This is a genomic window from Pseudomonas sp., from assembly GCF_032058845.1.
Classification (GTDB): Bacteria; Pseudomonadota; Gammaproteobacteria; order Pseudomonadales; family Pseudomonadaceae; genus Aquipseudomonas.
In genome coordinates this window covers 18,039-30,014 of the sequence record NZ_DAMCCR010000050.1, presented here as the reverse complement: position 1 = coordinate 30,014, position 11,976 = coordinate 18,039, and the positions used below count along the sequence as shown (strand labels likewise).

General features: G+C 63.1%; 10 protein-coding genes and 1 pseudogene. 9 read left to right on the top strand and 2 right to left on the bottom strand.

Going from position 1 to position 11,976, the window contains the following annotated elements:
- The 5 genes and pseudogenes from RT028_RS11515 to RT028_RS11495 all read left to right on the top strand — a co-directional run.
- Positions 1 to 635 (top strand): annotated as a pseudogene (locus RT028_RS11515) (tellurium resistance protein TerA); the annotation flags it as partial.
- Positions 636 to 679: 44 nt separating this feature from the next.
- A complete protein-coding gene (locus RT028_RS11510; protein ID WP_312934982.1) occupies positions 680 to 1,129 on the top strand; it encodes a tellurite resistance TerB family protein in 450 nt (149 codons plus the stop codon).
- 11 nt (positions 1,130 to 1,140) lie between these two features.
- Positions 1,141 to 2,175 carry a TerC/Alx family metal homeostasis membrane protein gene (locus RT028_RS11505; protein ID WP_312934980.1) on the top strand — a complete coding sequence of 345 codons (1,035 nt, stop codon included), beginning with the start codon at positions 1,141 to 1,143 and terminating at the stop codon, positions 2,173 to 2,175.
- 31 nt (positions 2,176 to 2,206) lie between these two features.
- Positions 2,207 to 2,782 carry a TerD family protein gene (locus RT028_RS11500; protein WP_312934979.1) on the top strand — a complete coding sequence of 192 codons (576 nt, stop codon included), beginning with the start codon at positions 2,207 to 2,209 and terminating at the stop codon, positions 2,780 to 2,782.
- A gap of 30 nt (positions 2,783 to 2,812) precedes the next feature.
- Positions 2,813 to 3,391 (top strand): TerD family protein, encoded by a 579-nt coding sequence (locus RT028_RS11495; protein ID WP_312934978.1) that lies wholly within the window; start codon positions 2,813 to 2,815, stop codon positions 3,389 to 3,391.
- Positions 3,392 to 3,436: 45 nt separating this feature from the next.
- On the opposite strand, the gene RT028_RS11490 is transcribed toward RT028_RS11495, so the two are convergent.
- Positions 3,437 to 4,687 (bottom strand): VWA domain-containing protein, encoded by a 1,251-nt coding sequence (locus RT028_RS11490; protein WP_312934977.1) that lies wholly within the window; start codon positions 4,685 to 4,687, stop codon positions 3,437 to 3,439.
- 84 nt (positions 4,688 to 4,771) lie between these two features.
- Entirely contained in the window at positions 4,772 to 5,329 is a 558-nt protein-coding gene (locus tag RT028_RS11485; protein WP_312934976.1) for a DUF1523 family protein, read from the bottom strand.
- Between the two features lie 143 nt (positions 5,330 to 5,472).
- Between RT028_RS11485 and RT028_RS11480 the strand changes: the two genes are divergently transcribed.
- From RT028_RS11480 to pgm, 4 genes are all read left to right on the top strand, one after another.
- Entirely contained in the window at positions 5,473 to 5,943 is a 471-nt protein-coding gene (locus tag RT028_RS11480) for a hypothetical protein (RefSeq protein WP_312934975.1), read from the top strand.
- A 169-nt stretch (positions 5,944 to 6,112) separates the two neighbouring features.
- The gene (locus tag RT028_RS11475; protein ID WP_312934974.1) at positions 6,113 to 7,762 is read left to right on the top strand and encodes a VRR-NUC domain-containing protein; all 1,650 of its coding nucleotides are present in this window, start codon (positions 6,113 to 6,115) and stop codon (positions 7,760 to 7,762) included.
- Positions 7,759 to 10,020: an ATP-dependent DNA helicase gene (locus RT028_RS11470; RefSeq protein ID WP_312934972.1), complete on the top strand. Its 2,262-nt coding sequence runs from the start codon at positions 7,759 to 7,761 to the stop codon at positions 10,018 to 10,020. Before RT028_RS11475 ends, RT028_RS11470 begins: the two co-directional genes overlap by 4 nt.
- Positions 10,021 to 10,182: 162 nt before the next feature.
- On the top strand, positions 10,183 to 11,820 hold the full coding sequence (pgm, locus tag RT028_RS11465) for a phosphoglucomutase (alpha-D-glucose-1,6-bisphosphate-dependent) (RefSeq protein ID WP_312934971.1): 1,638 nt from the start codon (positions 10,183 to 10,185) through the stop codon (positions 11,818 to 11,820).
- The last annotated feature ends 156 nt before the right edge of the window (positions 11,821 to 11,976 follow it).

Genomic DNA, 11,976 nt, shown 5'->3' with positions numbered 1-11,976 from the left:
CGGCGCCGGCCCCCGCAGCGGGGCCGGCGCCCAAGCCCAGTGTCAGCCTGAGCAAGATCACCCTGGACAAGACCCGCACCTCCATCAGCCTGGACAAGAAGGCCGGCGGCTTTGGCGAGATACGGGTCAACCTCAACTGGAACAAGGGCAAGAGCGGGTTCTTTGGCCGCAGCAAGTCCATCGACCTCGATGTCGGTTGCCTGTTCGAGTTGCAGAATGGCGACAAGGGGGTGGTGCAGGCCTTGGGCAATGCATTCGGTTCGCTGCGTGACGCACCCTACGTGCAGTTGATGGGTGACGACCGTACCGGCTCCGTGTCCGGCGGTGAATGGTTGCACATCAATGGCGATCGCTGGAGCGAGGTGCGGCGCATTCTGGTCTATGCCTTCATCTACGAAGGTGCGCCGAACTGGACCGAAACTGATGGGGTGGCCACCATCTTCGTCCCCGGCCAGCCGGAGATCGAAGTGCGCTTGAACGAAGAGGGCGGGCGCCTGGGTTGCTGCGCCATTGCCTTGCTGGAGAATGACGGTGGCTCGGTCAAGGTCACGCGGCGGGTCGATTTCCACCGCTCGCAAGCACCGATGGACCAGGCCTACAACTGGGGCATGCGCTGGAGCGCGGGCTCGAAGTAAGTACTCTTTTCGCGGGCCTGGTCCCGCATGTCGAGGTGACACCCATGCTGGCATGGCTCAAAACCAACGCGGCTAAAGCCCGTGAATCCCTGACCACCGAAGTGGCCAAGCACAAGAATCGCAAGTTCATGGAGGCGGTCTCCAATGCCAGTGCCATGGTCGCGCTGGCGAGCAACGGTGCAGGGCCTGAAGAAAAGCAGAAGATGGTTGCTTTTCTGAACAACTCACCTGAACTCAAGGTATTCAGCCTGACCGACGTGCTGGCCGTGTTCAACGATGCGGTGGCCAAGCTCGAATTCGATCAGCACATTGGTCAGGCTGAAGCACTCAAAGTCATCGGCCGGATCAAGGACAACGAAAGTGCAGCGCGCCTGCTGGTGCGGGTGACCTGCGCAATCGGTGCCTCGGACGGTGATTTCGACGAGAAGGAAAGGGCGGCGTGCCGCCAGATCTGCATGGAGCTGGGGCTCAACCCGGCTGACTTCGAACTCTAAGGTAAACAACTGTGGAAGCTACCCATATCGGTTTTCCCCCGCTGACCATGGCGGTCTTCATTGGCATCGCGGTTGGCGCGCTGCTGCTGGACATGGTCACGCACCGTGGTGACAAGCAGATCACCCTGATGAATGCGTCGGTGTGGTCGATATTCTGGATCGCCATTTCGTTGGCTTTCGCCGGCTTCCTCTACATCCACCACGGCGCCCAGGTCGCCAGCCTGTTCGTCACCGGCTACGCCCTGGAGAAAGTGCTCAGCGTCGACAACCTCTTCGTCTTCATGGCGATCTTCGCCTGGTTCAAGGTGCCCGACGGCTTGCGCCATCGCATTCTGTACTGGGGCATCATCGGCGCCATCGTGTTTCGCGGCGTGTTCGTGGCCATCGGTACGGGCCTGCTGGCGTTCGGCCCGTGGGTAGAAGTGGTGTTCGCCATCATCGTGGCGTGGACCGCGATCATGATGCTGCGAAGCGGCGGGGACGACGAAGAGGAGGAGGACTACTCCAAGCACATCGCCTACCGCTTCGCCAAGATGCTGTTCCCGGTCTGGCCGAAGCTGCACGGCAACCACTTCTTCGTGCGTCGCAAGGAGCTGGAAGCCGAGGTACTCAAGCCTGAAAACAAGGGCATGAGCCTGGCAGCCAAAGGCGGCTTGTTCGCCACGCCGCTGTTCCTCTGCCTGGTGGTGGTGGAAGTGTCCGACGTGCTGTTCGCCTTCGACTCGGTGCCAGCGGTGATCGCCGTGAGCCGTGAGCCGCTGATCGTCTACTCGGCCATGTTGTTCGCCATTCTCGGCCTGCGGACCATGTATTTCGTGCTCGAAGCGCTCAAGCGCTACCTGGTGCACCTGGAGAAGGCCGTCATCGCCTTGCTGTTCTTCATTGCCCTGAAACTGGCGCTCAACGCTACCGACCACATGTTCCACCATGGCTACACCATCGATCCAAACACCAGCCTGCTCATCGTCATGGTGACGCTGGTCATCGGTATCATCGCCAGTGTGATCTTCCCTGCAAAGGACGAAGCACCGGCTGAAACCAAGTGAAACCTCGGTAAAACCACAAGGAGTTAGTCCAATGGCACTCAGCCTTTCCAAAGGTGGCAACCTCAGCCTGACCAAGACCGATCCTTCCCTGACCCGGATCATCGTGGGCCTGGGTTGGGATCCGCGCGCGACCGATGGCACCGAGTTCGACCTCGATGCCAGCGCTTTCCTGCTCAAGGCCGACGGCAAGGTGCGCAGCGAAGCCGACTTCATCTTCTACAACCAGCTCAAGAGCACCGACGGCTCGGTCGAGCACACCGGTGACAACCGCACCGGCGCTGGCGACGGCGATGATGAAGTGATCAAGGTCGACCTGAGCCGCGTACCGGCTGACGTCGAAAAGATCGTGTTCACCGTGACCATCCACGACGCCGAAGCGCGCCGGCAGAGCTTCGGCCAGGTAGGGGGTGCGTTCATCCGCATCGTCAACGAGACCAATGGCAACGAAGTAGTGCGCTACGACCTGGCCGAAGACGCCTCTACCGAAACCGCGATGATTTTTGCCGAGCTGTACCGTAACAACGGCGAGTGGAAATTCCGCGCAGTCGGCCAGGGTTATGCCGGCGGCCTGAAGGCTGTGGCAACCAGCTTCGGTCTGGCGTTCTGATCCCCAACCTCTCTAAAAGGAACACACCCCATGGCAGTCAGCCTGAGCAAAGGCGGTAACGTTTCGCTGTCCAAAGAGGCCCCCGGCCTTTCCGAGATCACGGTCGGCCTGGGTTGGGACGCTCGCGTCACCGACGGCGCCGAGTTCGACCTCGACGCCTCCGTGTTCGTAGTGGGTGAAAGCGGCAAGGTGCTGAATGACACCGGCTTCATCTTCTACAACAACAAGACCTCGGCCGACGGCTCCATCGAACACCTGGGCGATAACCGCTCGGGTCAGGGCGATGGTGATGACGAGCAGGTCAACGTCAAGTTGACCGGCTTGGCGCAGGAAGTGAAGAAGCTGGTGTTCGCCGTGACCATCCACGACGCCGAAACCCGCAAGCAAAGCTTCGGTCAGGTCGGCAATGCTTACATCCGCGTGGTCAACAAGGCGGACGGCAAAGAGCTGGCGCGCTATGACCTGAGCGAAGATGCTTCGACCGAAACGGCGATGATCTTTGGTGAGCTGTATCGTCACAACGACGAGTTCAAGTTCAAGGCCATCGGCCAAGGCTTTGCCGGTGGCTTGAAGCCGCTGGCTGAAGCCCATGGTGTAAGCATCGGCTAACGCTGGATGCAATGAAAAACCCCTGCTTGCAGGGGTTTTTTTCGTTCAGGCAATGATGCCCTTTGCTTTCGCTTCACGCAGCCAGCTGGGGAACTCCGCCATCAGCCGATCGTACAGGACCTCCTCGGACAGATCGTGCAGGTCGTCCATGGCGAAAAAGTTGCAGTTGTCGACCACCCGACCGTCCATGTCGTCGAGTTTTTCCAGGATGCCGTAGCTCGATCCTCCCAGGCCCACGAACTGCCAGAAGAACGGTTGGCTGGAGGCTTCCATCATCAGGCGTGTGATGGCTCGGTTTTCATGTACGCCGCCGTCGCTGACGAACAGGATGTACACCGGGGTCTTGTCGCCCGCCTGGCGGTAATAGTCCATGACCAGGCGCATAGCCTTGGGCTCGTCATTGACCCGCGCACCCACATTCCATTTGCGCCAGCCGCCCTGATCGGTGGCGATGTAGTCCTGATAGTTGTAGAGGGTTGCGGGCGAGAGTTGGACGGGCTTGGCGCCGAAAGCGAAGACGTCGAGGTCGCCGTCGTCATCGAACGCCACCGCCAAGGGAATCAACCGATCGAGCACTTCCTGCACCCGGCCCTTGCTGTACTGGCCGTTCATCGAGCCTGAGGCGTCAAGCACCACCGCGACCTTGGCGCGGACTTGAGTGAGGTTGTTTTTCTCCAGGCTGACCTGAGCTTTTTTGGCAAGACTGATCAGCGCCGGAGCGGCGGCGGCCACCTTCTTCTCCAGCGATACGGTGGCCGGGATGGCAGACGCGGCAGGGGCAGGCTCATCGAGGACCTCGCCACCAAAGTGCCGGACCAGCGCGCCCAGACCCTCGCCAAACCCTTGCAGGTTGGTCAGCAAGCGCCATTCGCCGCCTTTGCGATACAGGTCAGCCACCATGATGGCTTTCTCGACGCTGAAGGTGCCCGGACCGAAGGCACACGTGGCCGCGTTCGGCTGGCCCGGCCTTGCCACGTTGAAGCGGCCGGCGCTGATGCTGTTCATGGCGCCGTCGCCATCGATGGCGGCCGTGAACACCAGCCGATCGATGCTGGCGGGCAGCGCTGCCAGGTTGATCTCGAACTGGCCTGGGCCCTGCAGGCGAATGGCGTCGGCCGGTGCGCTGGGCTGGTTGAAAAAGACCATGAAGCGATCGTCGGAAAGCCTGCCCTGGCTGTCGAGGCCAAAGCAGGCGAAGTCGATTTCATGGCGTGAATCGATGGTCACGGTAACGCTCAGACGCTCGGCAAGGCCGAGGGTGGACAGCGGCAGGCGCTGACCTTGGGTAAGTTGCATGCGGCGTCCTCATTCAGGCTGGAAACAGGGCAGGGCAGTGGCCGACCCTGCGCGACGCAGCGCACGGGCCGGCAAACACCACGCTCAGCGTTGCGGCGAGCTGGGCGCCAGCGGCCGGTGGCGACGACGCAGCCGATTGCGCACAGCCAAGGTGATGGACAGCACGATCAGCAGCACGATCGTGAAGAACAGTGTGTTGAACAGGGGGAAGGGTGCGCTTGGACTGCTGGTGGCCTGGACATTGGTGATGTTGGGGAACATCGAGAACATCTGCACGCGCCAGCCGTAATAGCGGATCACCACGAGCTGATTGGCATCGCGCGAATAGTCTTGCGCCATGGCCTGCAGGTCGGCGCTGTCGAACTTGAAGTACCAGGGGAAGCCCCATCGGGTGTCTTCATTGCGGTACACCGCTACCTCGCGCGCGGCGTCGTTGCTGACGGTATTGATGAAGTACACGTCACGGGTCGGCCCATCGGCCGGGTTTTCGGCGTTGATCACGCCGTCAGCGTCCATGCGCTTGACCTCGACCCCGGTGACCCGCACCACTTCGTGTCGCGGCAGGTAATAGTGCAAGCTCAGGGCAAGTGCCGCGAGCACGATCAGGCACAGCACCGCGATCAAACGTTTCAACCAAGGCATCGGGACATCACTCTGCTGGAAATGGGCGAATATGCAGGGGAAACGATAGCGGGTGTGACGCGAGAATGTTGCAAAATCCTTCATGGCGCCGGCGGAGCCGACGCGCTTGTCGCGCAACGGCAGATGAATTCAAGGAGTAACTCATGACAACACGGTTGACCCTCGGTTTATGCGCGCTGCTAAGCGTTTGTCCAGTACGGGCCGATACCTCTGAAACACGCGAAGCGTTGCCCCGTGCGGAGCAGATCAAGGCCTTCGCCGCAGCGGGTTTCGATGATGAGCCCACAGACTGCCAGTTGGAAGCCGAGAGCTACGACAGCTACGAGCCAGTTAGCATGGAAGTCGTAAAGGATTTGAACGGCGATGGGCGTCTCGACGCGATCATCACCGAAGGCAGCACGCTGTGTTATGGCTTCACTGGGCAAGGCTTTTTCATCGTTACCAGACATGCCGACGGTGCATGGCGGCAGGTGGCCAGCGGCGAGGGCACGCCGCAGTTTCTGCCGCATCGGGGCGTGGATGGCTGGCCCGACATCGAAATCGCCGGCCCAGGAACGCGTATGCCGGTGCTGCGTTATGACGGCGAAACCTACAAGCTACTGCCCCAGCCTTGAGCGACGGTTCACTGAACGGCCGGCCACCCATGACGGGGATCGGGCATTCATCGGGCGCTGCACGTTGCCAGCGCGATGGCCTGAGTCGATCCGATCTACGGCCCTTGTCACCAAGGGCTATCTGTATGTATAAACAGTACCCCTGTCTGCGCTGCCCGGCCTGTTTCCTGTGATCGCTCATTCCGTCGAAGACCCGTTTTACTACCTGCACAACTTCCGCCAAGTCCTGGCGTGGGTCGAGCTGCGCTATGTGGACCTGCTGGACGACGAAGAGCAGGCGTTCATCCGCGGTTTCGCCGAGCTTGCGCCGGCGTCTCAGGCCTTGCTGGTGCGTATGGTGATGCGCAAGGGCGAGCTGTTTCGTACCGATCGGCTGGCGTACGCCGAAATCGGCTGCACCCATGCGGCGCTTGCGCCCTTGCTGACACAGGGTTGGGTGCGCGATGACGCGCCGCTCAGCGTCGAGCAGTTGGGCGCACTGCTGCGCAAGGACGAACTGGCCCAGGGGTTTTCGCATCTGCTCAAGCAGCCTCGCGCAGCCAAGTCGCAACTGATGACCGAGCTGGCTGAACTGCAATTGCTCCCCAGACCCCTGGCCGAGTGGTTGCCCGGTTTCCCCGTTGCCATCGTCCACTGGTGCCTGCAGCCGCTGTGCGATCGCCTGCGTTTGCTGTTCTTCGGCAACCTGTATCAGGACTGGTCAGAGTTCGTGTTGGCCGACATGGGCCTGCTGCGCTTCGAGCAAGTGGCGTTCTGCGCGGATTCGCGCGCCTTGCGCCAGCGCAGCGAGGTCGCGCTGGCCATGGCCCTGCATCAGTGCGCGGAGCACCTGGAGGCCGGCGCCGCCCCGGCGCAACTGTTGGCCACCTTGCAAGGGCTGCACGCTGAAAACCCCTGGCTGGAGCGACGCCGCTCACGGCTGTTGTTCCAGGTCGGCCAGCAGTGCGAGCGCCTGGCCGATTGGCCACTGGCACTGGCGGTCTATCAGGATTGCGGCCACGCCGAGTCGCGCATTCGGCAAGTGCGTGTGCATGAGCGCAGCGAGCAGTGGCAGGCGGCGTTCGAGCTGGCCAGCCAGATGGCTGCCGCACCGGCCAATGCCCTCGAAGCGCAAGCCTGCGAGCGCATGGTACCGAGGCTGGTGCGCAAGCTCGGCGGCCCACCTCAGCCACGTCGACGCGCCCGCGCGGTCAGCACCCTCGAGCTGGAGCTGCCCCGCGAGCTGGCGAGCCTGGGGGTGGAGCGGGCCGTGCGCCAGCACCTGCTGGAGGGCGGAGGCGAGGTGCATTACGTCGAAAACACACTGTTCAACAGCCTGTTCGGCCTGCTGTGCTGGGAGGCCGTGTTCGCACCCATACCCGGCGCATTCTTCCACCCGTTCCAGAGTGCTCCGCAAGATCTGCACGACGCTGATTTCCAGTTGCGCCGCCAGGCGCAGTTCGACCGTTGCCTCGAGCAACTGGCCGACGGCAGTTACCGGCAGGTGATCCCTGAGCGCTTCACCAGCAAATATGGTCTGCAATCACCGTTCGTGGTGTGGCAGGTCCTGACCCCGACGCTGCTCGAACAAGCCTTGCACTGCCTGCCGCCGGCGCATCTGCAAGCCTGCTTCCTGCGCCTGCTGCAGGACATTCGCAACAACCGCACCGGCATGCCGGACCTCATCCAGTTCTGGCCCGAGCAGGGCCGCTACCGAATGATCGAGGTCAAGGGCCCGGGCGACCGCCTGCAAGACAACCAACTGCGCTGGTTGGCGTTCTGTGAACAGCACGGCCTGCCGGTCGAGGTCTGTCATGTGCGCTGGCGCGAGGCGGCATGAGCTATAGCGTGGCCGTGAGGGCGCTGTGTGAGTTCAGCGCCAAGGTTGGCGATCTGGACCTGCGCTTCACGCCTTCACCGACCGCCCAGGAAGGTATCGAAGGCCATCGCCGTGTGGCCAGCAGTCGTGGCGCTGACTACGAGTCGGAAGTGCCCTTGGCGGGTGAGTACCAGAGCCTCAAGGTGCGCGGGCGCGCCGATGGCTATGATCCGGTGCGCAATCGCCTGGAGGAGGTCAAGACCCACCGGGGTGATCTCGCCCGCCAGCCCGCGAACCACCGTCAACTGCATTGGGCCCAGGCCAAGGTGTATGCCTGGTTGCTCTGCCAAAGTCGCCAACTGAGCGAGATCGACGTCACGCTGGTCTACCTGGAGGTCGACAGTGACCACCAGATCCTCATCAGCGAGCCCCACAGCGCAGCCGAGCTGCAGCAGTTCTTCGAACTGCAATGTCAGCGCTTTCTTGCCTGGGCGCAGACCCAGGAACGGCGCCTGATCGAGCGCGATCAGGGTTTGCAGGCACTGGGGTTCCCGTATGCACAGTTTCGTCAGGGCCAACGCCAGCTGGCCGAGACCCTGTACAAGGCCGTCAGCACCGGCCGCTGCCTGCTGGCCCAGGCCAGCACGGGCATCGGCAAGACGCTTGGCACGCTGTTTCCGCTGCTCAAGGCCATGGTGCCGCAGCAACTGGACAAGCTGTTCTTCCTCACCGCCAAGACCCCAGGGCGCAAGCTGGCCCTCGATGCCCTGCGACAGATCCAGCAGGCGAGCGCCCAGCCTGGCTTGCGTACCCTGGAACTGATCGCTCGCGACAAAGCCTGCGAGCACCCTGGGAGCGCTTGCCATGGCGAGTCCTGCCCATTGGCCCAGGGTTTCTATGACCGGTTGCCGGCGGCCCGTGAAGCGGCCGGTCAACGGACCCTGCTGGACCAGCAGGGGCTGCGCGAGGTCGCCCTTGAGCATCGGGTGTGCCCGTACTACCTGGGCCAGGAGATGGCCCGCTGGGTCGATGTGGTGGTCGCCGACTACAACTACTACTTCGACGCCTACGCCTTGCTGTTCGGCCTGGCCCAGGCCAACCAGTGGCGCGTGGCAGTGCTGGTCGACGAAGCCCACAACCTGGTCGAGCGTGGCCGGCAGATGTACAGCGCCAGCTTCGACCAGGGCCAACTGATGAGCCTGCGGCAAAGCCCTCCCGCCGGCCTGGACAAGGTGCTTGAGCGCCTCAACCGCCAGTGGAACGCGCTGTACAAGGCCCAAGTGGCGCCGTATCAGGCCAGCGATCAGGTGCCCGAGGCGTTCCTGCGCACGTTGCAGCAGTTCCTCGGCCAGGTGCAGGAGCGTCTGGAACTGACCCCCACGCAGATCGATCCGGCACTGCTGCAGTTCTACTTCAATGCCTTGCAGTTCAGCCGGGTGGCGGAGCTGTTCGATGAGCACTACCTGTTCGACATTACCCAGCGTACCGGCCCGCGCAAGCGCCGGTTGGCGACCTTGTGCCTGCGCAATGTGGTGCCGGCGCGTCTGCTCGGGCCGCGCATGCGCGCTGCGCGCAGCGTCACGCTGTTTTCCGCAACCCTGGGGCCGCAGCAGTTTTATCGAGACCTGCTGGGCATGCCGGCTGACACGGCCTGGCTCGATGTGCAGGCGCCGTTTCAGGCCGAGCAACTGCAGGTGCGCATCGTCAGCCAGGTGTCGACCCGCTATCACCAGCGCCAAGCGTCGGTCGCGCCGATCGCTACGCTGATTGCCGAGCAATACCAGCGTCAGCCGGGCAACTATCTGGCGTTCTTCAGCAGCTTCGAATACCTGCAGCAGGTGGCGGCCCACCTGGCCGAGCAGCACCCGGCGATTCCCAGCTGGTCGCAGGCAGCAGGCATGGATGAAGCGGCGCGCGAGGGATTCCTGGCGCGCTTCGTGGCCGATGGCCGTGGGGTCGGTTTCGCGGTATTGGGCGGCGCGTTTGCCGAAGGGGTCGACTTGCCGGGCACGCGGCTGATTGGCGCGTTCGTCGCCACCCTGGGCTTGCCGCAGGTCAACCCGGTCAATGAGCAGTTCAAGCAGCGCCTGCACCGCCAGTACGGCGCAGGCTTTGACTATGCCTACCTGTACCCGGGTGTGCGCAAGGTGATCCAGGCTGCCGGCCGAGTGATCCGTGGCGATCAGGATCGCGGTGTGCTGTTGCTGATCGACGAGCGCTTTGCCGAGCCTCGCGTCCAACAGATGTTTCCTGCCTGGTGGCAGTACGCCACGGAATAATCCGTGCAGCCCATCGCCTGGCACTGCAACTCTTCGTACACTACGGGCTCTTAGGCTCTGTACGAACAGAAGTCGGGCGCCGTGCTCAGCAAGGCCTGAGCATCGCGCGGCCGTGTTCGTACAGCGCCTAACCCTAACATTCGTTGATCTCGAGGTTCTTGCATGACGCTCAGTCCATTGGCAGGCAAGCCGGCTCCGGCCAGCGTATTGGTTGATATCCCGCGCCTGTTGACTGCTTACTACACGGGGCACCCAGACCCGGCCATCGTCGGCCAGCGAGTCGCCTTCGGCACCTCGGGCCACCGCGGCACCTCGCTGGAGCTGAGCTTCAACGAAGATCACGTTCTGGCCATTTCCCAGGCCATTTGCCTGTACCGCGAGGCCAACGGCATCAGCGGCCCGCTGTTCATCGGCGCCGACACCCACGCACTGTCCGCCCCGGCCGCGGCCAGCGCGCTGCAGGTGCTGGCTGCCAACGGCGTGCAGGTGAGGCTGTCCAAGGACGACGAATACACGCCGACCCCGGCAGTGTCCCACGCCATCCTCTGCTACAACCGCGGTCGCAGCGACGGCCTGGCCGATGGCGTGGTGATCACGCCTTCGCACAACCCGCCGCAAAGCGGCGGCTTCAAGTACAACCCACCCAATGGGGGGCCGGCCGACAGCGATGTCACCAAGTGGATCGAAGCCAAGGCCAACGAACTGCTGGCAGCAGGCCTGGCCGGTGTCAAGCGCATCGCCCATGAACAGGCACTGCAGGCGCCCACCACGCAACGCCACGACTACATCAGCCACTATGTCGCAGACCTGGAAAACGTCATCGATTTCGACGTGATTCGTGGTGCCAACCTGCGCCTGGGCGTCGATCCGCTGGGCGGTGCCGGTGTGCGCTACTGGTCGGCGATTGCCAAGCACTACCAGCTGAACCTGGACGTGGTGAACACCGAGGTCGACCCGACCTTCCGCTTCATGAGCGTCGACTGGGACGGGCAGATCCGCATGGACCCGTCCTCGCCGTACGCCATGCAGGGCCTGATTGGCCTGCGCGAGCGCTTCGACGTGGCGTTTGCCTGTGACCCGGACCATGACCGTCACGGCATCGTCACCGCCGACGGCCTGCTGGCGCCGAACAACTACCTGGCCGTGGCCATCGATTACCTGTACCGCCACCGCCCGCAGTGGCGCCAGGATGCTGCCGTGGGCAAGACCGTGGTGTCCAGTGGCCTGATCGACCGCGTCACCCAACGCCTGGGCCGCGAGCTGTTCGAGGTACCGGTAGGCTTCAAGTATTTCGCCCAGGGCCTGTTCGACGGCACCCTTGGTTTTGGCGGCGAGGAGAGCGCTGGGGCGTCGTTCCTGCGCAAGGACGGCTCGGTCTGGGCCACTGACAAGGACGGCTTGATCCCCGCCCTGCTGGCGGCCGAGATGACCGCCCGCACCGGCCGCACCCCGAGCCAGGCGTACGCCGACCTCACCGAAGCACTCGGCAAGCCCTATGCCACCCGCGTCGAAGCCAAGGCCGATGCGCGTCAGAAAGGCCTGTTGAGCAAGCTGGCACCGGAGCAGGTGACCTCTACCGAGCTGGCTGGCGAGCCGATCGAACAGATCCTCAGCCACGCGCCCGGCAACGGCCAGGCCATCGGTGGTCTCAAGGTGATGACGGCCAACGGCTGGTTCGCGGCGCGCCCTTCTGGCACTGAAGACATCTACAAGATCTACGCCGAAAGCTTCATCGACGAGGCGCATCTCAAACGCCTGGTGGCCGAAGCGCAAGTGCTGGTTGACACGGCTATCGCCTGAAGCCTGTAAACCTGCGTTGAAACGCAGAGCGTTTGCCAGGGGCCGCGCAAGCGGCCCTTGTTTCATCGAACACACAAGTCGGGAAGGACGGCACAGCCGCCCTCACTCAAGCAAGACGCGGCGCTCGATCACGCGCGATTGAAGCCCATCTCGGCC